This window comes from Paraburkholderia sp. J69-1 (assembly GCF_905220255.1).
Lineage (GTDB): Bacteria > Pseudomonadota > Gammaproteobacteria > Burkholderiales > Burkholderiaceae > Paraburkholderia.
This window is the reverse complement of the sequence record NZ_CAJMZG010000012.1, coordinates 163926-184524: the sequence shown is the minus strand read 5'-3', so window position 1 is coordinate 184524 and position 20599 is coordinate 163926. Positions and strand designations below refer to the sequence as shown.

Annotated in this window: 18 protein-coding genes; 7 read left to right on the top strand and 11 right to left on the bottom strand. The window is 65.0% G+C overall.

The features are described from left to right. Positions 1-156: 156 nt before the first annotated feature. From purE to U5A67_RS22790, 5 genes are all read right to left on the bottom strand, one after another. Positions 157-675, bottom strand: a complete 519-nt coding sequence (purE, locus tag U5A67_RS22810) for a 5-(carboxyamino)imidazole ribonucleotide mutase (RefSeq protein ID WP_321816254.1) — start codon at positions 673-675, stop codon at positions 157-159. A 27-nt stretch (positions 676-702) separates the two neighbouring features. Continuing rightward, positions 703-1593, bottom strand: coding sequence for a phosphoribosylaminoimidazolesuccinocarboxamide synthase (locus U5A67_RS22805; protein ID WP_205983312.1), 891 nt, complete (start codon positions 1591-1593; stop codon positions 703-705). Between the two features lie 223 nt (positions 1594-1816). Continuing rightward, positions 1817-2881 (bottom strand): class II fructose-bisphosphate aldolase, encoded by a 1065-nt coding sequence (gene fba, locus U5A67_RS22800; protein WP_027817856.1) that lies wholly within the window; start codon positions 2879-2881, stop codon positions 1817-1819. A gap of 400 nt (positions 2882-3281) precedes the next feature. After that, positions 3282-4718, bottom strand: coding sequence for a pyruvate kinase (gene pyk / locus U5A67_RS22795; protein ID WP_205983313.1), 1437 nt, complete (start codon positions 4716-4718; stop codon positions 3282-3284). Positions 4719-5222: 504 nt separating this feature from the next. Then, positions 5223-6422: a phosphoglycerate kinase gene (locus U5A67_RS22790; RefSeq protein WP_321816253.1), complete on the bottom strand. Its 1200-nt coding sequence runs from the start codon at positions 6420-6422 to the stop codon at positions 5223-5225. 691 nt (positions 6423-7113) lie between these two features. On the opposite strand from U5A67_RS22790, the gene U5A67_RS22785 reads away from it, so the two are divergent. The 6 genes from U5A67_RS22785 to U5A67_RS22760 all read left to right on the top strand — a co-directional run bounded on the left by U5A67_RS22785 (position 7114) and on the right by U5A67_RS22760 (position 12132). After that, complete coding sequence (locus U5A67_RS22785) at positions 7114-8034, top strand: branched-chain amino acid transaminase (protein WP_205983315.1); 921 nt, start codon at positions 7114-7116, stop codon at positions 8032-8034. A 48-nt stretch (positions 8035-8082) separates the two neighbouring features. After that, a complete protein-coding gene (locus U5A67_RS22780) occupies positions 8083-8277 on the top strand; it encodes a zinc-finger domain-containing protein (RefSeq protein WP_065059306.1) in 195 nt (64 codons plus the stop codon). 291 nt (positions 8278-8568) lie between these two features. Continuing rightward, on the top strand, positions 8569-9594 hold the full coding sequence (gene waaF / locus U5A67_RS22775) for a lipopolysaccharide heptosyltransferase II (protein WP_205983316.1): 1026 nt from the start codon (positions 8569-8571) through the stop codon (positions 9592-9594). A gap of 325 nt (positions 9595-9919) precedes the next feature. Next, a complete protein-coding gene (locus tag U5A67_RS22770; protein WP_205983317.1) occupies positions 9920-10366 on the top strand; it encodes a nuclear transport factor 2 family protein in 447 nt (148 codons plus the stop codon). Positions 10367-10478: 112 nt separating this feature from the next. Beyond that, positions 10479-11558 carry a hydrolase gene (locus tag U5A67_RS22765; RefSeq protein WP_321816252.1) on the top strand — a complete coding sequence of 360 codons (1080 nt, stop codon included), beginning with the start codon at positions 10479-10481 and terminating at the stop codon, positions 11556-11558. Then, positions 11551-12132: a DUF2946 family protein gene (locus U5A67_RS22760; protein WP_321816251.1), complete on the top strand. Its 582-nt coding sequence runs from the start codon at positions 11551-11553 to the stop codon at positions 12130-12132. Before U5A67_RS22765 ends, U5A67_RS22760 begins: the two co-directional genes overlap by 8 nt. Positions 12133-12168: 36 nt before the next feature. Here the strand turns inward: U5A67_RS22760 and U5A67_RS22755 are convergent, their stop codons facing one another. Further along, positions 12169-13950: a M48 family metalloprotease gene (locus tag U5A67_RS22755; protein WP_321816250.1), complete on the bottom strand. Its 1782-nt coding sequence runs from the start codon at positions 13948-13950 to the stop codon at positions 12169-12171. A 161-nt stretch (positions 13951-14111) separates the two neighbouring features. On the opposite strand from U5A67_RS22755, the gene moaC reads away from it, so the two are divergent. Next, entirely contained in the window at positions 14112-14588 is a 477-nt protein-coding gene (gene moaC, locus U5A67_RS22750) for a cyclic pyranopterin monophosphate synthase MoaC (RefSeq protein WP_205983321.1), read from the top strand. A gap of 105 nt (positions 14589-14693) precedes the next feature. On the opposite strand, the gene U5A67_RS22745 is transcribed toward moaC, so the two are convergent. The 5 genes from U5A67_RS22745 to sucC all read right to left on the bottom strand — a co-directional run bounded on the left by U5A67_RS22745 (position 14694) and on the right by sucC (position 20573). Next, the gene (locus tag U5A67_RS22745; protein ID WP_321816249.1) at positions 14694-16511 is read right to left on the bottom strand and encodes a PglL family O-oligosaccharyltransferase; all 1818 of its coding nucleotides are present in this window, start codon (positions 16509-16511) and stop codon (positions 14694-14696) included. Between the two features lie 215 nt (positions 16512-16726). Beyond that, on the bottom strand, positions 16727-17383 hold the full coding sequence (locus tag U5A67_RS22740; RefSeq protein WP_321959740.1) for a pilin: 657 nt from the start codon (positions 17381-17383) through the stop codon (positions 16727-16729). A 135-nt stretch (positions 17384-17518) separates the two neighbouring features. After that, complete coding sequence (locus tag U5A67_RS22735) at positions 17519-18229, bottom strand: TerC family protein (RefSeq protein WP_321816247.1); 711 nt, start codon at positions 18227-18229, stop codon at positions 17519-17521. 190 nt (positions 18230-18419) lie between these two features. After that, positions 18420-19301, bottom strand: a complete 882-nt coding sequence (gene sucD, locus U5A67_RS22730) for a succinate--CoA ligase subunit alpha (protein ID WP_321816246.1) — start codon at positions 19299-19301, stop codon at positions 18420-18422. Positions 19302-19406: 105 nt separating this feature from the next. After that, the gene (sucC, locus tag U5A67_RS22725; RefSeq protein ID WP_205983324.1) at positions 19407-20573 is read right to left on the bottom strand and encodes an ADP-forming succinate--CoA ligase subunit beta; all 1167 of its coding nucleotides are present in this window, start codon (positions 20571-20573) and stop codon (positions 19407-19409) included. Positions 20574-20599 lie beyond the last annotated feature (26 nt).

The following is a 20599-nucleotide window of genomic DNA, read 5'->3' as shown; positions in this document are numbered from 1 at the left end:
GTGGTCGGTCACGGCTGGCCGCGGCGCGTGGGGTGCGACGCGCGGACCAGACCGGGGTTTAACGTCGGCGGGACGTGCCTGATATCGACAACAAATCGACGATATATCAACGATATAGCGCCGATATGCACGCAGCGCCCGCGCCGACGGGGGCGCTTACAGCGCCGGCAACACCATCGCATGCGCCGCTTCGTTCTGGCGCACACGGAAAGCCGCGAGCTTGTTCGCGTAATCGGGATCGGTCCCGCTCAGCATCGAAACGGCGAAGAGCGCCGCATTGGCCGCGCCCGCCTCGCCGATGGCGAAGGTCGCAACCGGCACGCCCTTGGGCATCTGCACGATCGAATGGAGCGAATCCACGCCCTTCAGATACTTGCTGACCGCCGGCACGCCGAGCACCGGCACCGTGGTCTTGGCCGCCAGCATGCCCGGCAGATGCGCCGCGCCGCCCGCGCCCGCGATGATCGCGCGCAGGCCGCGCTCGCGCGCTTTCTCCGCGTACTCGAACATCTCGTCCGGCATGCGGTGCGCCGAAACGACCTTGGCCTCGTACGCCACGCCGAACTCCTGCAGGATCGCGACCGCGTGCTTCATCACATCCCAGTCGGAGCTGGAGCCCATCAACACGCCGACGAGCGGCGCCGCATGCTGGTGAGCCGTCTGAACTTCGCTCATTGTGCTTCCTTCTTCCCTCAAATGACTTTAGGCGAGCTTCTGGCCGGTCAGGCGCTCGAGCGCTTCCTGATACTTGGCCGAGGTCTTTTCGATCACATCTTCGGGCAGCTTCGGTGCCGGCGGCTCTTTCGCCCAGTCCTGGGTTTCGAGCCAGTCGCGCACGAACTGCTTGTCGAACGACGGCGGGTTCGAGCCCACCTGATACTGGTCAGCCGGCCAGAAACGCGACGAGTCGGCCGTGAGCGCCTCGTCCATCAGGAACAGCTGGCCGTTGTTGTCCAGACCAAACTCGAACTTGGTGTCGGCGATGATGATGCCGCGCGTGGCAGCGTAATCGGCGGCTTCCTTGTACAGCTTGATCGAGATTTCCTTGATCGTGCGCGAGAGTTCGGTGCCGATGCGGCGCTCCATCTCGTCGTACGTGATGTTCTCGTCGTGATGACCCATTTCGGCCTTGGCGGCCGGCGTGAAGATCGGCTCGGGCAGCTTTTGCGCGTTCTGCAGGCCTTCCGGCAGTTGCACGCCGCACACCGCGCCGGTTGCCTGGTAATCCTTCCAGCCGCTACCGGCCAGATAGCCGCGCACCACGGCTTCGACGAGGATCGGCTCGAGGCGCTTGACCACGACGGCGCGGCCCTTGACCTGCTCGACTTCGTCGGCGGACACGACGGTTTCCGGCGCCACGCCCGTGAGGTGGTTCGGCACGACATGCTTGAGCTTCTCGAACCAGAAGTCAGCCATCTGGTTGAGCACCTCGCCCTTGCGCGGAATCGGCTCGCCCATGATGACGTCGAACGCCGACAGGCGGTCGGTCGTGACGATCAGCAGCTTGTCGGTGCCCACGGCGTAGTTGTCGCGGACCTTGCCGCGGCCGAGGAGCGGCAGCGAGCTGAGCGTGGATTCGTAGAGGGTAGACATCGTCGTGATTCGCTAAAAAGACAGTTCGAGGACTATCGAAACAGAAGGCGGAACCCCGGCCTGCGATGCAAGCTGAAGGCGGAATTCTGAGGGTATTGCGAGGTTAAACCAAAAAGCACGTCGCCGTCCCCCAAAACAGGCGGAAACGGCGACGTTTTTGTCTCGCCGCGAGCGCACGGGTTTTAACCCGCACGCTCGCAGATCAAGGCGGTTTTATCCGAACTTAGCGCACGATCTGTGCGAGTTCGCCCGACTTGTACTTCTCGGCGATCTTGTCGAGCGAGACCGGCTTGATCTTGCCAGCCTGGCCTTCGCAACCGAACGCGAGGAAGCGGTCCACGCAGACCTTCTTCGCGGCTTCGCGAGCCGGCTTCAGGTAGTCGCGCGGGTCGAACTTCGACGGGTTTTCGAACATATAGCGACGGATCGCGCCCGTGATGGCCAGACGCAGGTCGGTGTCGATATTGATTTTGCGCACGCCATGACGAATGCCTTCCTGGATCTCCTCCACCGGCACGCCGTACGTTTCCTTCATGTCGCCGCCGAATTCGCGGATTTCAGCCAGCAGTTCCTGCGGCACCGACGACGAACCGTGCATGACCAGGTGCGTGTTCGGGATGCGTGCGTGGATTTCCTTGATGCGCTGGATCGACAGGATGTCGCCCGTGGGCTTCTTGGAGAACTTGTAGGCGCCGTGCGAGGTGCCGATTGCGATCGCCAGTGCGTCGCACTGGGTCAGCTTCACGAAGTCGGCGGCCTGCTCCGGGTCCGTCAGGAGCTGTTCGCGCGTCATGGTGCCTTCCGCGCCGTGACCGTCTTCCTTGTCGCCCATCAGGGTTTCCAGCGAACCGAGCACGCCCAGTTCCGCTTCGACCGTAACGCCGATCGAGTGCGCCATTTCGACGACCTTGCGCGAGACATCGACGTTGTACTCGTAGGAAGCGACCGTCTTGCCGTCGGCTTCGAGCGAACCGTCCATCATCACGCTGGTGAAGCCGCTGCGGATCGCAGCCATGCAGACCGCCGGCGACTGGCCGTGGTCCTGGTGCATCACGACGGGAATATGCGGATACGACTCGACCGCCGCTTCGATCAGGTGGCGCAGGAACGGCTCGCCCGCGTACTTACGCGCGCCGGCCGAGGCCTGCATGATCACGGGCGAGCCGACCTGGCTGGCCGCTTCCATGATCGCCTGAACCTGTTCGAGGTTGTTCACGTTGAACGCGGGCAGACCGTAGCCGTTTTCGGCCGCATGGTCGAGCAGTTGACGCATTGAAACGAGAGGCATTGTTGCTACTCCTTTGATTTGAAACGAATTGCTTCGTGCCGCCGGCCGTCTTGCGCAGCCGGTCGAGGGCGGCCTGGCAGCCGCCTCCCGCGTGCTCGTCGCGGGCTCAATGACGTGATTTTATCGCGAAGCGACTGCAATTCCCGCGCCGAAACGCGTAACTGGCATGAAATTGGCGTATCCGAACGTCAGAAGCGCGAGAAGATGCAAAAAGGATTGACAGCCCGCGCGTTGCCTCAACTGCGCGAGAGCCGGAATTGCGGGGATTTACGTCGATTTTGCTACGATCTTGCAGTCAATTAGCGCCGATCTGATACCAATGTGATACCAGTCGGCGCCAATGGTGTTAACTCGCTGTTTTTTTCAAAACCGCGTTACAGCACCGCTTTACAGCACTGCGTTACAGCACATCGCCGACACGCACGATCTTCAGCGTGTTGGTGCCGCCAGGCTGACCCATCGGCTCGCCGACGGTCAACACGACCATGTCGCCGCGCGACGCGTAGCCCTTGCTCACCACCACTTCGATCGCCTGCTGCAGCGCCGTGTCGCGGTCGCTGCTGGTGTCCAGATGCAGCGGCGTGACATTGCGGTACAGCGACATGGCGCGCTCGCTACCCTCGCGCGGCGTCAGCGCGAAGATCGGCACGTGGGTCCAGTGACGCGACATCCACAGCGCGGTCGAGCCCGATTCCGTCAGCGCGACGATGGCCTTGGCGCCCAGATGGTAGGCCGTGAACAGCGCGCCCATCGCGATCGACTGGTCGATGCGCGTGAAGGTGCGGTCGAGGAAATCCTTGTCCAGCTCGGATTGTTCCGACTTTTCGGCTTCCAGGCAGATGGCAGCCATCGTTTCGATGGTCTGCACCGGGTACTTGCCCGCTGCCGATTCGGCCGACAGCATCACGGCGTCGGTGCCGTCGAGCACGGCGTTGGCGACGTCCGAGACTTCGGCGCGCGTAGGCACCGGCGCGTGGATCATCGACTCCATCATCTGCGTGGCCGTGATGACGAGCTTGTTCGACTCGCGCGCCATGCGGATCATGCGCTTTTGCAGCGCCGGAACCGCCGCGTTGCCGACTTCCACGGCCAGATCGCCGCGGGCGACCATGATGCCGTCCGACGAATCGAGAATTTCCTGCAGCGCCGGAATCGCTTCGGCGCGCTCGATCTTCGCGATCATCTTCGGCTTGATGCCGTACGGCGCACCCGCGATGTTGGCGAGCTGACGCGCCATTTCCATGTCGGTGGCGTTCTTGGGGAACGAGACCGCCACGAAGTCCACGCCGATCGACATCGCCGTGCGGATGTCTTCCATGTCCTTCGCGGTCAGCGCCGGCGCCGTGAGGCCGCCGCCCTGACGGTTGATGCCCTTGTTGTTGGACAGCTCGCCGCCGATCTTCACGACCGTGTGAATTTCGGTGCCGATCACGCGCGACACGTCGAGCACGATCAGGCCGTCGTTGAGCAGCAGCACGTCGCCCGGCTTCAGGTCGCGCGGCAGGTCTTTGTAGTCGAGACCGACGCGCTCGTCGTTACCGAGTTCGCATTCGGCGTCGAGGATAAAAGGCTGGCCCGGTTCGAGCAGCGTCTTGCCGTTCTCGAACTTGCCGACGCGGATCTTGGGGCCTTGCAGGTCAGCCATGATCGCGACTTCGCGGCCGGCCTGACGGGCGCACGCCCGCACGTTCTCGGCACGCTGACGGTGATCGTCGGCGGTGCCGTGCGAGAAGTTGAGGCGCACCACGTCCAATCCTGCGTGGATCATTTTCAGCAGGATGTCCGGCGTGCTGGAAGCCGGACCGATGGTGGCGACAATCTTGGTGGCGCGATGCATGAGTCTCCTCGTCTGGATAGGATCGCTGGGAAAACCGTTACTGCGAGAAGTGCTGGCCGGCTGCGCTGACGCGGTTCCAACTTGCGTAGCACTGCCGTGACGCGCACCGGTGATGCCCGGCGTCGCTTTCTTGGAGGGCGCTTCCTTGGCCGATACGACTGGCGCGGCCTCGGTGGCGTTACTTTGATGCGTTTGTGCGTGCTGTGCCTGCGAAGCTTCGGCGGCGGGCGTGGCTGTGCGCCCTGCGTCATGACCGGCTTGCGGCGTCACCGTCGTCGCGAGCGATTCAGCGGTCGCTGCGCCCGACGGGGTCGAATCAGATTCCATCACCGCTTCGAGAACGGCAACGGACGTCGCGTCCGCCCGTGCCTCTTCTGTCGCGGCTTGCAGGGGCGTTGGCCCCTGCTTTGCGGCGGATTGCGCGGCCCCGGCTGCGACGCGCTTTTGCGCGCTCGCACGAGGAAGCTTGTTGGTGGCCTTCCCGGCCGGGGCGCGCGGCGCCACTTAGCCTGCCGCCCGGGTTTCGAGCACTTCCACGGCGGGCAGCTTCTTGCCTTCGAGGAACTCGAGGAAAGCGCCGCCGCCGGTGGAGATATAGCTGACCTTATCGGCGATGTTGTACTTCGCGATGGCCGCGAGCGTGTCGCCGCCGCCTGCGATCGAGAACGCACCCGAATTCGCGATGGCGTCCGCCAGCGTCTTCGTGCCGTTGCCGAACTGGTCGAACTCGAACACGCCGACCGGGCCGTTCCACACGATCGTGCCGGCCTGCGCGAGCTGCGCGGCGAGCGCATTGGCCGTGACCGGGCCGATGTCGAGGATCATGTCGTCGTCGGCGACGTCGGCGACGTTCTTGGTTTCGGCCTTGGCCATCGCCGAGAATTCCTTGGCCGTGACCACGTCCGTCGGGATCGGCACCGAGGCGCCGCGTGCGCGGGCCGCGTCGATGATCGCCTTGGCGTCGTCGATCAGATCGACTTCGGCCAGCGACTTGCCGATCTTCAGGCCGGCAGCCAGCATGAACGTGTTGGCGATGCCGCCGCCGACGATCAGCTGATCGACCTTTTCGGCCAGCGACTTGAGAATGGTGAGCTTGGTCGAAACCTTCGAACCGGCGACGATCGCCACCAGCGGGCGCTTCGGTGCGCCGAGCGCCTTGCCGAGCGCGTCCAGCTCAGCCGCCAGCAGCGGGCCTGCGCAGGCGATGGGCGCGTACTTCGCGATGCCGTGCGTGGTGGCTTCGGCGCGGTGCGCGGTGCCGAACGCGTCGTTCACGTAGATATCGCAGAGCTGGGCCATTTTCTGGGCCAGTTCGTCCGAATTCTTCTTCTCGCCCTTGTTGACGCGGCAGTTTTCGAGCAGCACGACATTGCCCGGCTCGACGTTCACGCCGTTTTCCACCCAGTTCGCGACCAGCGGCACGTCGCGGCCGAGCAGTTCGGCCAGACGCTGCGCAACCGGGGCGAGCGAGTCTTCGGGTTTGAATTCACCTTCGGTCGGGCGGCCCAGGTGGGACGTGACCATCACCGCGGCGCCCGCATCCAGCGCGGCCTTGATGGCCGGCACGGAAGCGCGCACGCGGGTGTCTTCGGTGATGTTGCCGTGGTCGTCCTGCGGCACGTTCAGGTCGGCGCGGATGAACACCCGCTTGCCCTTGAGCTTGCCTTCGGAGATCAGATCGGAAAGACGCAGAACCTTGTTCATGGACATGTCATCTTGATGGTGGGAAGGCGGTGACAAGACGATGCAGGTCCGCGGGCCGCTGAAGCGTTGCTTCGAGCAGCCGGGGCGGCTAAGGCGCGACGGGCGCGGCGCGGGATCCGCGCGGCTGCCGTCTCCAGGCGCCGCCGCGGGTCGCTTGCTCGGCGCTCGGCACGAGCCGGCATCGAATTGCGAGATCGGTATTTTAGCCGATAGCCAGGATGATCTGAGGCGTGCATCGGCGAATGTCCCGTATTTGGGAGAACGCTGAGTGTCATACTTACGATTGTGCAACGCAACATGACAATCTTCGTTCAGCGCACGCTTGTCAGCGGTGGAAGAGACCGAAGACAGCTTCCAATTCAGACATAAAAGATGCACAAGCCGCGCACAAGCCAGACAGAAACTGGCCGCACGCGGCGCCGGATCGGCCCGGAAGGCCCGCCGCGCGCGCCCGTGGGCGCGCTAAGGCCGCGTAAATGACGTTAGAATGATCCTCTTTGCCAAACGCTGGCGCAGCGTGCCCGAACACCGGCGCGCAATGCGTGAGGAATCGCGGCACGTTGCGATGCCCGACTTATATGCCCAGCGCATATAACAACGTTTAGCACCGGTTTTCAGTCGTTTTTGCCCGCTTTTTTGCGCGTTTTTGCTCGTTTAATCACCGTTTCACTGCACTCGCCTGGAGAATCGTATGTCAATGGCCGACCGCGACGGCAAGATCTGGATGGACGGCAAGCTGGTGGACTGGCGCGACGCCAACATCCACGTGCTGACCCACACGCTGCACTACGGCATGGGCGTCTTCGAAGGCGTACGCGCTTACAAGACCACCGACGGGACCGCCATTTTCCGCCTGGCCGAGCACACCAAGCGTCTGCTCAACTCGGCGAAGATCTTCCAGATGGACGTGCCGTTCGACGCGAAAACCCTCGCCGACGCGCAGCTCGAAGTCGTGCGCGAGAACAAGCTCGAATCCTGCTACATCCGCCCGATCATCTGGGTCGGCTCGGAAAAGCTCGGCGTTTCGGCCAAAGGCAACACGATTCATGTGGCGATCGCCGCGTGGCCGTGGGGCGCTTATCTGGGCGAAGACGGTCTGGCCAAGGGCATCCGCGTGAAGACGTCGTCGTTCACGCGCCATCACGTGAACGTGTCGATGGTGCGCGCGAAGGCGTCGGGCTGGTACGTGAACTCGATTCTCGCCAACCAGGAAGCCACCGCCGACGGCTACGACGAAGCGCTGCTGCTCGACGTCGACGGTTATGTCTCGGAAGGCTCGGGCGAAAACTTCTTCCTCGTCAACAACGGCAAGATCTACACGCCGGATCTCGCGTCCTGCCTCGACGGCATCACGCGCGACACGGTCATCACGCTGGCGCGCGACATGGGTATCCCCGTGATCGAAAAGCGCATCACGCGCGACGAGGTCTACACCTGCGACGAAGCGTTCTTCACCGGCACCGCCGCCGAAGTCACGCCGATCCGCGAACTGGACAACCGCACCATCGGTTCCGGCTCGCGCGGCCCGATCACCGAGAAGCTGCAATCGGCATTCTTCGACGTGGTTTCGGGCAAAAACGAGAAATACGCACACTGGCTCGCGAAGGTCTGAGGACCGCCGCGCACCGTGCGCCCCACTGCTACACAGAGAAACATCCCCATGAGCGAACTCAAGGAAATGCCGCTGGTCGAGTTGAAGGCCAAGGACCTGCCGGCGTACTGCCCGAACCCGTCGATGCCGCGCTGGAGCAACCATCCGCGCGTCTTTATCGACGTGACGCACGGCGAAGCGAAGTGCCCGTACTGCAGCACGCGCTACAAGCTGAAAGAAGGCGAGGTCGTGCACGGCCATTGATGGCCGGGGCGTATCCGCAGGCGCGGCCTCCACGTCGATGATGTCGATGCCGAGGCCGCGCCTGACCGCTTTCGAACCGCGCTTTCGAGTACCCGTAAAATTTGGCATTCCCGAGCTTAGCGCCGGCCTCGCGCCCGCTGAACGCCCGGAGCGCCACGGACTCGCAGCCTCCCCCGACGCGCTCCGGCGCGTCTTTTCCTAACCGCGTTTCGCGCGCGACGCCGATGGCCCCCATTGCCTGGGAGCCGCCCGTGCCCGAAACCTTTGCCTTTTTCCGGACTTTGAATCCCGATGCGCCGCGCGCTGGTTATTGCACCGAACTGGATCGGTGACGCACTGATGGCGCAGCCGCTATTTTCGCGGCTCGTAAAACTGCATCCGCGTATCGAAATCGACGCGATTGCGCCCACCTGGGTTGCGCCCGTTCTCGAGCGCATGCCCGAGATTCGCGACGTCTACGCCACCGACCTCGCCCACGGCAAGCTGCAGTTGCTGCGCCGCTGGCAACTCGCCGGCGACCTGCGCGCCGAAAAATACGACGCCGCCTACGTGCTGCCGAATTCGCTGAAATCCGCGCTGATCCCGTGGCTCGCGAACATTCCGCTGCGCATCGGCTACACGGGCGAAAGCCGCTACGGCCTGCTCAACGTGCGCCACGCGAATCCGCCCAAGGACGAGCGTCCGCCGATGGTCAAGCACTACGCCGCGCTCGCCTGGGCGCCCGGCGCGAAAGTGCCCGACGATCTGCCGCTGCCGCGTCTCGAAGCCGACCCGAACGAAGCCTCGCGCGTTTCGGCGCGCTTCAATCTGGACACGCGCGTGCCGCTGCTGGTGTTCTGCCCCGGCGCGGAATACGGCCCGGCCAAGCGCTGGCCGCCCGAGCATTTCGCGGCGCTCGCGCGCATGGTCGGCCAGTCGTTCCCGTACACGCAGATCATCGCGCTCGGCTCGCCCAAGGACGCTCCGCTCGCCCAGGCGATCGCCGACCAGGCGCCCAACGTGCGCAACCTGTGCGGCCAGACCGCGCTCGGCGAAGCCTGCGCGCTGATCTCGCGCGCCAGCGCCGTGGTGACCAACGATTCGGGTCTGATGCACGTGGCGGCCGCGCTGCGCCGCCCGCTGGTGGCGCTTTACGGATCGACAGATCCGCGCCACACCCCGCCCCTGTCGGACCTCGCAAAGGTACAATGGCTGCATCTCGAGTGCAGTCCCTGCTTTGCGCGCGAGTGTCCGCTCGGGCATCAGAAATGCCTGCGCGAACTGAGCGCCGAACAGGTTTTCGACGACTTGCGCGGCATGCTGGTCGCCCAACGCTGAAGCACACGCAACGCGTTGCGCGGCCGCCACGTTCAGGCACGCCCCGTAACGTGGATGTGCGGCACGCCACCGACGCCGTACCCGTGGCACGCGCCCAATGCAGTAAAGGGCGCTCCACGGGGAACGCGTAGCAAGGTCAGGCAAAAACCGCATCGGCGTGCAGCACGAAGTCTTGCGTCACAGGCCTGTCTCGCGATCGCGGCAAGCTCGCGGCTGCCGGCTTGTGTCTTGCCACAAGGCGCAAACCGTCCGGTCGCCAGCCAGTCGCGGCATCGCCAACCGAAGCTAACGCCAACCCGCGCCAAGCGCATCAGATCAACGAGCCATGCCACGTTTTGCCCACATCTTCGAAGCTGCCGCGGACACTCTCAATGCGTACTACCAGGCCGTCGCGGAGGTCAATATCGACGCGCTGATGGGCCTGTGGATCGATGAGGAGTTCGTCAGTTGCATCAGCGCCGAAGGCGCGCATCTGCACGGCCTGTCCGATATCCGCTCGGGCCTTGCAGCGCAGCTCGTCGCCGCGCCGGTGTCGATCGAACCGCTCGACATCCGCGTGTACGACAGCCTCGGCACCGTGGTCTACGCGATCGTCGAAGCACACCGCCCGGTCGATCCGAGTGCGATCCCGGCGATGGTCTTCACGACCTACGTGATGGTTCATGAACGCGGCGAATGGCGCATCGCGCACATTCACGCCAGCAAGATGCCGGACGACGCGGCCAGCCAGTTCGCGGCGAAGCTGCGCCACGGCCAGGGCGCGCTGCACTGAAGTCGCAGTACAGGCGCGCGTGACGCCCAGCGCAAGGCGTCACGAAGTAAGCGGCAATGCCACGAAGCGCCGACGGAACAAGAAGTCACGCAGTTGCAAGAAGGGGACGGCCATGAGCACGACAGGCGACGAAGCAGCCAATTTCGACGCGGCAATCCATGCGTTACCGCATGCCGCGCCTTCAGGCCTGAACCTGGGCCTCGATCCCAACGATTCCGCCCCTGGCTATCGAGCGCCGTTCTGGCTGCCCGGCGCCCACATCCAGACCATCATCCCCGCGCTGTTCTCGCGTCTGCCGCTGCCGGCCTACCGGCGCGAGCGCTGGGACACGCCCGACGGCGATTTCATCGAACTCGACTGGGTCGACAGCCCCGCCGCCACGCCCGCCAACGCCCCGCTGTTCGTGCTGTTCCACGGCCTGGAAGGCAGTTCCGGCTCGCACTACGCGCGTGCGCTGGCCGCTGCCGCCACCGCGCGCGGCTGGCGCGCCGTGATTCCGCACTTTCGCAGCTGCAGCGGGCCGATGAACCTGCTGCCGCGCTTCTATCATCTCGCCGATTCCGCTGAAGTCGACTGGGTGCTGCGCCGCCTCGCCGCGCAACACGCGGGGCCGATCGTGGCGGCGGGCGTGTCGCTGGGCGGCAATGTGCTGCTGCACTGGCTCGCGCAGCAACGCGAAGACGCGCAGATCGTCAGCGCGGCGGCCGCAATCTCCGCGCCGCTCGACGTGCATGCGGGCGGCAAGATGCTCGCAAGCGGCCTCGGCATGATCTACACGCGCAGCTTTCTCAAGACGCTCAAGGTCAAGGCGCTGCAGAAGCTCGACCAGTTCCCCGGCCTGTTCGACGCCCAGGCCGTGCTGGCCACGCGCAACATGTACGAATTCGACAACGTGGTGACCGCGCCGCTGCACGGCTTCCAGAGCGCGCACGACTACTGGACCCAGGCCACCGTGCGCCCGAAACTCGGCGAGATCGTCGTGCCTACCTTGCTGCTCAACGCCCGCAACGACCCGTTCCTGCCCGGCGAAGTCCTGCCCGCGCGCCACGAAGTGAGCGCCGCCGTGGAACTGGATCAGCCCGAAAACGGCGGCCACGTCGGCTTCATGACCGGACCGTTCCCGGGCCGCTGCGAGTGGCTGGCGCAGCGCGTCACAGACTATCTTTCGCCCAACCTCCCCGCTCATGGATGACATCGTCAAGCAGGCGCTCGCGCGCTGGCCCAACGTTCCTCACTGCACCGGCTGGCTGCGCCTCGATGCGCGCGGCCACTGGCGTCTGCGCGACGAAGCCGATCAGGCGCAAGGCGCGCCCGGCACGCCGATCCGCCATGAAGCGCTGAACGCCTTCATCAGCCGCAATTACGAACGCGGCGACGACGGCCAGTGGTACTTCCAGAACGGGCCGCAGCGTGTCTATGTCGAGCTGGAGTACACGCCCGCGGTCGTGCGTCTCGTGCGCGCGGCGGATGGCGTGCTGGCGCTGGGCGATCAGACCGGCAAGGCCTTCGAGCCGATGGCGGTTTATCTCGACGAACACGGCAGCGTGCTGTTCGCGAACGCGCAGAGCCACGTGGCGCTGCTGCACGATCACGATCTGGATGCATTCGCGGAACACGCCACGCTCGCCGACGATGGCCAGAGCGGCACCTTCCATTGGCGCGCGGGCATCGACTTGCCGTTGCAGGCGATCGCGCGCGCCGAGGTGCCCGCGCGCTTCGCTTTCGTTCAGAGTCCCGAAGAAAAAGAAAAAGCCGCGAAAGTTTGATCGCGCCGATCACACCGATCGCACCGGTCACACCGATCAGCCCCGATCCTTTTCCTCCGCCCGCTCCTCCTTGTAGCGCGCCTCGAAATCATGCAGGCGCGCGTCGATGGTCGACAGATCGTAGAAGCCCACCGCTTTCATATCGCGCGCCTCCTTCAACTGGCGGATCGCCGATGGCCACGCGCCGTCGATCGCGAACTTCTCCGCCAGCGCCCGGCGCTGCATCAGCAGATCGCCGATCCCCGCGCTCGACTGCGCCAGATACTGCCACCAGGCGCCCTCTTTCGGCTCGGCTTCGGTCTGCTGGCGCGCCAGCGTCTGCGCCTCCTTGAAGCGGCGCGCGGCGATCAGCGATTGCAGCAGGATGTCGGTGGCCGCATGCGAAGCGGGCCACGCCGCGTGCGCGGCCTGCGCGAGCCGCACGGCGTCGTCGCTGTGGCCCGCGCGACGGGCGATATCGGCGGCCAGCACATCGAGACTCGGCGAGCTGCGCTGCCTGCTGCCGTCGCCGGCTTCGAACTGCGCGAACGCCGTGCGCGAAGTCGCGAGCGACGCCCGCGCATCGTCGTAGCGCTCCAGCAGCATCTGCGCGAAGGCGATGCCGTACCAGTTCGCGGCCACGTTGAGCGCCACCCGGTCGTCGATTTCCGCGCGCAGACGCGAAATTTCATCGATATATTCGCCGCGCGTGCGGTCTTGCAACACCCGCACGCGCGCGCGCACGAAGCCGTATTCCGGCGCCTGGCGCGGCTGCCGGTAAGGCGCGCGGCGCGCGCGGTCCTGCATGTCGGCGATGCGCTCGCCCGTGAGCGGGTGCGTGCGCGCATAGGCGGGCACGCCGGCGTCACCCATCGACGCACGTTCGAGCCGCTCGAAAAACGCCACCATGCCCCACGGGTCGTAGCCCGCGCCCGCCAGCAACTGGAAGCCGACGCGGTCCGCCTCGTGCTCGGCGGCGCGCGAAAAGCGCAACTGGCTATCGACCATATACGCCTGACTGCCGATCGCAATCGCGCTGCCCAGATCGCCGCTGCGCGCGAGCACGCCCGCGAGAATGCCGAACAGAATGCCCGCGAGCGCCGTATAGCCGGTGCGCTCGCTCTGCGAGAGCATGCGCGCGATGTGCCGCTGCAGGACGTGCCCCATCTCGTGGCCGAGCACGGAAGCGAGTTCGGATTCCGTCTGCGTCGTCACGATCAGCCCCGAGTTCACGCCGATAAAACCGCCGGGCAGCGAGAACGCGTTGATCTGGCCGTCACGCATGGCGAAGAGATCGAAGTCGGGCCGATAGCCGCCGATGAACTGCGCCGCCGCCGATGCCGAAAGCCGCTGCGCCACCGAATCGAGATAATCGAGCACGAGCCAATCGCCGATGTAGTCGGGGTCGCGGCGAATTTCGCGCATTACGCGCTCGCCGATGCGGCGCTCGGCCTGGGGCGTGAGCGCGCCACCCGAGCCGTCGCCCAGATCGGGCAGTTGCGGCACCCAGGCGGGCGCGTGCACACTGGGATTGCCGCTCGCCGATCCCGATAAAGTCTGGCCGAAACGGCTCTGCGCGCCGCCGTAAGTGCCGAACACGCCCTGCGCGATCGAGGCGGGCATGACCGGATCGGCGGAATCGTCGAGCGGGCCGCTGACCAGGGCTGGCGCGGTGCGAGAAAGCGCGGCGGGCGCCCTGGAAGGTGGCGCGGCAGACGCAGTGACCGCAGCCGAGCCGAGATCGAGCACCGCGCGCGGCGCCGACGCCTGCGCCCACGTTTGCACCGGAGCGGCAAGCGACATGCTCAAACAGACAGCCAGCAGCCGTTTCTGAAGCATCGTGGTCAGATCGGAAAGCAGACAGCGCGAGGATGCCGGCGCGGCGGCCAGCCACCGGCCGATTGTAGAACGTCGCCCGTCATTGCGCCCTGGAATCGGGGCGCGCACGGCGCTGTTAAGATAAGCGCCCCTCAGGTTCAATGAAGCAGCGGAGAATTCCCATGTCCCAACTCACCCATTTCGACGCCGCCGGCGACGCACACATGGTCGACGTCGGCGACAAGGCCGAGACCAAACGCATCGCCGTCGCGAGCGGCACGATCCGCATGCTGCCCGCCACCTTCGCGCTGATCCGCGATGGCAATGCGAAAAAAGGCGATGTGATCGGCGTGGCGCGCATCGCCGCGATCCAGGGCGCGAAACGCACGTCGGATCTGATTCCGCTGTGCCATCCGCTGGCGATCACGCGCGTGAAAGTGGATTTCGTGCTCGACGAAGCGCTGCCCGGCGTGCATTGCTCGGCGCAGGTGGAAACGTTCGGGCGTACCGGCGTGGAGATGGAAGCGCTGACCGCCGTGCAGGTCGGTCTGCTGACGGTCTACGACATGTGCAAGGCCGTCGATCGAGGCATGACGATCACCGATGTGCGCGTGCTGGAAAAGCACGGCGGGAAGTCGGGGGATTGGGTGGCGGCTTGATGTGGCTTGATGCGACGCGATTTCGCTTCACGCGCTGATCGGCCATGAAAAAGGCGGCGTGCGTCGAAACGCTACGCCGCCTTGTCTCAGCGATGACCGCGAAGGTCAATCGTCCGAATCGTCGTCCTCATCGTCGCTGGCCGAAGCCGGCGGATTGCCGTACTTCTTCACCAGATCGGCCTTGAAACCCTTGAGGGTCGGCTCGTCGTCGAGCAGGCCGTAGAGCGCCGCCAGTTGCGTCGGCCAGTCGTGCAGTTCCTGCGCGAAAATCTTCAGGCGTTCGACCGTGTCGGACGCGCCATCCGTATTGCCCGCCAGCGCCTGCAGCACCGCATAGCGGCGCAGCACGGTCTCGCCCGGCAGCAGCGCGATCGCGCGCTCGTGGGCCGCCAGCTTGGTCGACAGGCTCGCCGCGTTCATCGGCATGAGCGTCGCCATGCCGTAATCGCCCCACGCGCGGAACAGGAACGACGGCGCCTCGGCGTATTGCTGCGCCGGGTGCGAGCCGTAGTAAAGGACTTCGGCACGGTTGTAGTCGCGCATCACCGGCCACAGCGAGGCGATACCGCCAAACACGATCACCGTGTAGACCGCGAACGCCGCACGCGGCGACACGAAGCGCAGCGGCTTCGTCTCCAGCAGACCGAACACGAACATCGCGGGCAGCAGGAAGAACATGTACTGCTGCGGATACTCGACGAGCGCATGCATAACCAGCGCGCCAATCAGCGCGAAGCCGAAAATGCGCTCGGCCGTGTGCGGCGCGCGCAGCATGCGCACGAACCACGCGAGCAGCCCCAGTAGAACGATGCCGCAACCCACTACGCCGGTCTTGGCGAGCAGGTCGAGGAAAATATCGTGCGAGTTGTTGGCGATCTCGACGCCGCCCAGCGTGCGCGCGAGTTCGAACTGGTGAATCGGGAAATCGCCCCAGCCCACGCCCAGCAGCGGATGCTCCTTGAACATCGTCCAGCCGTAACGCCACAGGGCCAGACGCGGCGCGATCTGGCCAGCATCCTTGAAGCGATCGGCCGCCGACTGGTCGAGTTGCAGCTGATAGTGCACGTTGGCCCAACGCACGAAGGCATTCACGGCCACGAAGATCGCGAACAGCACGACCGGCACGATCCAGTCGCGCACGCCGCCCTTCGCCGCCACAGCGCCGATGCCTTCTTCACGGTCGCCGCGCACGCCACGCGCCGCCGACAGCGCCATCCACAAACCCGCCACGACGATCACGCCCATCTGCAGCCACGGACCGCGCGACACCGTCAGCGCCAGGCCGCCCGAATAGACCGCCGACAGCACGAACCACAGCACTGGATTCAGACGGCGCGTCTGCACCAGATACAGCGCTGCCGCCACGGCGAAGGCGATGTAGGTGGCGAGGTGGTTGGCCTGCGCCATATTGCCGAACGGCCGGCGATCGAACTGCACGTTGTAGGCGACGACCAGCGGCGTGACCTTCACCTCCAGATGCAGCAACTGGATCACCTGGCAGAACACCGCGAACAGCCCGCCGATCACGAGCGCCCACGCGCCCCACACCATCGCCGCGCGCACGAGATTCACGCGCGCGATGCCGTAACCCGCCTGCACGGCCATGAAGGCCGCTAGCAGATAGCCCGCGCCGAGCCAGTTCATCGACGGCTGCGCAACCGGCAGCGCGATCGTCTGCACGACGAGCAACAAGCCGAAAGCCAGCGGCACGAGCGCCACCGCAGGCAAGGCAAATCCCGCTGACGGACGCTCGGTCTGCGTCAGCATCCACACGCCCGCGCCCACCAGCAGGTAGAGCGCGAGCGCCGTGAATTCGGCATAGAACGTCGGAATCGGATACGTGTGGTTGACGACCGCGTACGGCAGGATCAACGCAATGGCCAGCAGGACGAACGTAAGGTAACGCGCAAAAGGTGAAGGCATGGGAATTGGGGGCGTCGGCAACCGGCGCACTATACAAAACTTTTCCCTCCCTGTGCGGCCGCTTTCGGACGAAATCCGCTCGTATGCGCCGTACTTTCGCTCTGGGCTCCTGATTTTGAGTCTGCGCGGGCGGTGCTTGCGCAATCCTCTGCAAGCGAACGTCACCGCCCGCACGTCCCGGGCGCTACGTCCGGCGCCGGGTTGTCAGCACACGCTTATGCGCGGCATTCCGGCGGCGCCAGATTGGCCGGCAGCGTGGCCGCATCCGCCGGTGACGGTCCCGCGCCCGGCGCGCCAAGCGACGAAGCCGCCTTGCCGCCCGCGAAGCACTCCCACGTGAGCGTGCCGGCCTGCACCGAACCCTGCGCGAGCGCGACGCGCGCCGTGGGGTCATCAGCGTTATCGGGCACGGAAGGCACGAGCACGATGGTGTTGCTGCCTTCGGGCGCGATGCGCGTGGTGAAGGCCACGGTGATCTGACCGGTCGTGTCGTCGATCTTCACCGACGAGACATTGCGCGTGGCCGGCGGCTTGGTGTAGCCCGCGCCGAAGGCATTGCCGCTCGCGGCGTTTTCGGCCACCGAAAGCCGCGCCGCCGAAGCGAGCGACAGCCCCTCGCCTACCCGGCTGCGCGCCAGGTAGTCCTGATAGGCGGGAATCGCATAAGCGGCAATCACACCGACGATCGCCAGCACGATCATCAACTCGATCAGCGTGAAGCCGGGCGCGGCCCAGCGCCCGGCCCGGCGCAACAGCGCGCGCCACGATTGCACGAACGATGCGGCGCGCGATCTGGCGCGTCCGGGCGCGGGTACATCTGCCGCGGGTACATCTGAAGTACGGTCTGCAACAAGTACGGATACGGTCATCATCTGGCTCCTGAAACGGAAAACGCCTGCCCACCGGGAGGTGAACAGGCGTTTCGATCGTATCGACGCCCCGGTTTGCCGGGCAGTCGGCCAGATGGCTTAGGCGTGGCGCTGTCGGCTCACGCTGTCAGTTCGCGGTCAGTGCGAGCCTTGCGCGCGCGCCGCGTTACGGCGCTTGAGCAGATGCCCCACCAGCACCACGAAAAGCGCGCCCGCCACGCACATGCCGTATTCGGCCACCGGCGTATCGAGCATCGGCCAGCGGTCGCCAGCCGGATCATTGACGATCAGTCCGCCCGCGATCCAGCCGAGCAGCGCGGCGCCCAGCGTCACGATGACCGGATAACGGTCGAGCAGTTTGAGCACAAGCTGGCTGCCCCAGACGATCAGCGGAATGCTCACCATCAGCCCGAAAATCACCAGCGCGATGCGGTGCTGCGGATCGGCGGATTCCGCCGCGCCCGCGATGGCCACGACGTTGTCCAGACTCATCACCGCATCGGCGACGATGATGGTCTTGATCGCGCCCAGCAGCTTGTCGGAAGGCTTCACATCGGCATGGTCGCCGTGCGCCGGGGCCAGCAGCCGCACGCCGATCCACAGCAGCATCAGGCCGCCCGCGAACTTGAGCAGCGGCACGTTGAGCAGCACCACCGCGAAGGCAATCAGCACTACGCGCAACACGATCGCGCCCACGGTTCCCCACAGGATGCCGCGCAGGCGCTGCTGCGCGGGCAGATCGCGGCAGGCGAGCGCGATCACCACGGCGTTATCGCCGCCGAGCAGAATGTCGATGACGATGATCTGGATGACCGCGCCCCAGTGGAGCGTCGTGAAGAACTCGAGCATGAATACGGGAACTGAAGGGAAAGTTGCGCTGCGCGCGTGCGGAAAACCGCGCGCCAAATAAAAAGCGAGGCAGCCATGACTGGCTCCCTCGCTTTTGTTCGGAAACCTCGTGAAAGGATTCCGCAAGCATATCAAAAAACGCCCGCCGCCCGCGCATCCGTGATGCGGCGAACGGCGGCGTATTTCGACATTACAGCACCGACTTCAGCAGACGGCCCATTTCCGACGGGTTGCGCGTGACCTTGATGCCGCACGCGTCCATGATTTCCAGCTTCGCTTCGGCAGTATCCGCACCGCCCGAGATCAGCGCGCCGGCGTGGCCCATGCGCTTGCCCGGAGGCGCCGTGACGCCAGCGATAAAGCCGACGACCGGCTTCTTCATGTTGCCCTTGATCCACTCTGCCGCCGTGGCTTCGTCCGGGCCGCCGATTTCGCCGATCATGATCACGGCGTCCGTATCCGGATCGTCGTTGAACATCTGCATGACGTCGATGTGCTTCAGACCGTTGATCGGGTCGCCGCCGATACCGACTGCCGACGACTGGCCAAGGCCGAGTGCCGTCAGCTGCGCAACCGCTTCATACGTCAGCGTGCCCGAACGCGACACGACGCCGATGCGGCCCTTGCGGTGAATGTGACCCGGCATGATGCCGATCTTCAGCTCGTCCGGCGTGATCGTGCCGGGGCAGTTCGGGCCGAGGAGCAGCGTCTTGCGGCCTTCGCGGCGCATACGGTCCTTGACTTCGATCATGTCGCGCACGGGAATGCCTTCCGTGATACAGATCGCCAGATCGAGGTCGGCCTCGACGGCTTCCCAGATCGCAGCAGCAGCGCCTGCGGGCGGCACGTAGATGACCGAAACGGTCGCGCCGGTGGCGTCCTTGGCTTCACGCACGTTGGCGTAAATGGGGATGCCTTCGAAGTCTTCGCCGGCCTTCTTCGGGTTCACGCCCGCGACGAACGCTTCGCGGCCGTTCGCGTATTCACGGCAGGCACGCGTGTGGAACTGACCGGTCTTGCCGGTGATGCCCTGCGTGATGACCTTGGTGTCTTTGTTGATCAGAATCGACATGTATTGACCTCTGTTCGCTTGACGCCGCGCGTCGCGCCGCCCGCTACGTGTTGCCAAGTAGAGCGGTCTTCGCGCCGGCACAGCGTCATTCGTATCCGCTGAAAATTACTTGCCTTCGGCAGCCGCGACAACCTTCTGCGCAGCCTCTTCCATGCTGTCCGCCGAGATGATCGGCAGGCCCGAGTCGGCCAGCATCTTCTTGCCGAGGTCCTCGTTCGTGCCCTTCATGCGCACGACGAGCGGCACCTTCAGGTCAACGGCCTTCGAAGCCGCGATCACGCCTTCCGCGATCACGTCGCAGCGCATGATGCCGCCGAAGATGTTGACGAGAATCGCCTTCAGCTCCGGGTTCTTCAGCATCAGCTTGAACGCTTCGGTGACCTTCTCGGTCGTCGCGCCACCGCCGACGTCCAGGAAGTTCGCCGGTTCGCCGCCGAACAGCTTGATGGTGTCCATCGTCGCCATCGCCAGACCTGCGCCGTTCACCAGACAGCCGATATTGCCGTCGAGCGAGATGTACGCGAGGTCGAACTTCGAGGCTTCGACTTCAGCCGGATCTTCTTCGTCCAGATCGCGGTAAGCGACGATTTCCGGATGGCGGAACAGCGCGTTCGCGTCAAAGTTGAACTTGGCGTCGAGGGCGATGACCTTGCCGTCGCCCGACACGTTCAGCGGGTTGATTTCGGCCAGCGAAGCGTCGGTTTCCCAGAATGCCTTGTACAGGCCTTGCAGGATCGCGCGTGCTTGCGGAATCGAAGCGGCCGGCACGCCGATCTTCGCGGCGAGGTCGTCGGCCTGCGCGTCGAGCAGACCGGTGTTCGGATCGACGACGATGTGGTGGATCAGTTCCGGATGCTTTTCGGCGACTTCTTCGATGTCCATGCCGCCTTCGCTCGAACCCATCAGCACGATCTTCTGGGTCACGCGATCCACGACGAGGCTGACATACAGTTCCTGCTTGATGTCGGCGCCTTCTTCGATCAGCAGACGGTTCACCTTCTGGCCTTCCGGACCGGTCTGGTGCGTGACGAGCTGCATGCCGAGAATCTGGTTCGCGTATTCGCGGACCTGTTCCAGCGTCTTCGCCACCTTCACGCCGCCACCCTTGCCGCGGCCGCCCGCGTGAATCTGGGCCTTCACGACCCACACCGGACCGCCCAGCTCTTCAGCGGCCTTGACCGCGTCATCCACCGAAAACACGGGCGTGCCGCGCGGTACCGCGACGCCGAATTTCCGCAGGATTTCCTTACCCTGGTACTCGTGAATCTTCATGCGTGATTCCCTTCAGTCTGAGAGTT

Coding starts and splice junctions, on each gene's coding strand:
- U5A67_RS22760 (WP_321816251.1), top strand. CDS start 11,551: ATGGATGACATCGTCAAGCAGGCGCTCGCGCGCTGGCCCAACGTTCCT.
- U5A67_RS22785 (WP_205983315.1), top strand. CDS start 7,114: ATGTCAATGGCCGACCGCGACGGCAAGATCTGGATGGACGGCAAGCTG.
- pyk (WP_205983313.1), bottom strand. CDS start 4,718: ATGCATCGCGCCACCAAGATTGTCGCCACCATCGGTCCGGCTTCCAGC.
- waaF (WP_205983316.1), top strand. CDS start 8,569: ATGCGCCGCGCGCTGGTTATTGCACCGAACTGGATCGGTGACGCACTG.
- purE (WP_321816254.1), bottom strand. CDS start 675: ATGAGCGAAGTTCAGACGGCTCACCAGCATGCGGCGCCGCTCGTCGGC.
- U5A67_RS22790 (WP_321816253.1), bottom strand. CDS start 6,422: ATGAACAAGGTTCTGCGTCTTTCCGATCTGATCTCCGAAGGCAAGCTC.
- U5A67_RS22740 (WP_321959740.1), bottom strand. CDS start 17,383: ATGATGACCGTATCCGTACTTGTTGCAGACCGTACTTCAGATGTACCC.
- U5A67_RS22735 (WP_321816247.1), bottom strand. CDS start 18,229: ATGCTCGAGTTCTTCACGACGCTCCACTGGGGCGCGGTCATCCAGATC.
- sucD (WP_321816246.1), bottom strand. CDS start 19,301: ATGTCGATTCTGATCAACAAAGACACCAAGGTCATCACGCAGGGCATC.
- U5A67_RS22765 (WP_321816252.1), top strand. CDS start 10,479: ATGAGCACGACAGGCGACGAAGCAGCCAATTTCGACGCGGCAATCCAT.
- U5A67_RS22770 (WP_205983317.1), top strand. CDS start 9,920: ATGCCACGTTTTGCCCACATCTTCGAAGCTGCCGCGGACACTCTCAAT.
- fba (WP_027817856.1), bottom strand. CDS start 2,881: ATGCCTCTCGTTTCAATGCGTCAACTGCTCGACCATGCGGCCGAAAAC.
- U5A67_RS22780 (WP_065059306.1), top strand. CDS start 8,083: ATGAGCGAACTCAAGGAAATGCCGCTGGTCGAGTTGAAGGCCAAGGAC.
- moaC (WP_205983321.1), top strand. CDS start 14,112: ATGTCCCAACTCACCCATTTCGACGCCGCCGGCGACGCACACATGGTC.
- U5A67_RS22805 (WP_205983312.1), bottom strand. CDS start 1,593: ATGTCTACCCTCTACGAATCCACGCTCAGCTCGCTGCCGCTCCTCGGC.
- sucC (WP_205983324.1), bottom strand. CDS start 20,573: ATGAAGATTCACGAGTACCAGGGTAAGGAAATCCTGCGGAAATTCGGC.
- U5A67_RS22745 (WP_321816249.1), bottom strand. CDS start 16,511: ATGCCTTCACCTTTTGCGCGTTACCTTACGTTCGTCCTGCTGGCCATT.
- U5A67_RS22755 (WP_321816250.1), bottom strand. CDS start 13,950: ATGCTTCAGAAACGGCTGCTGGCTGTCTGTTTGAGCATGTCGCTTGCC.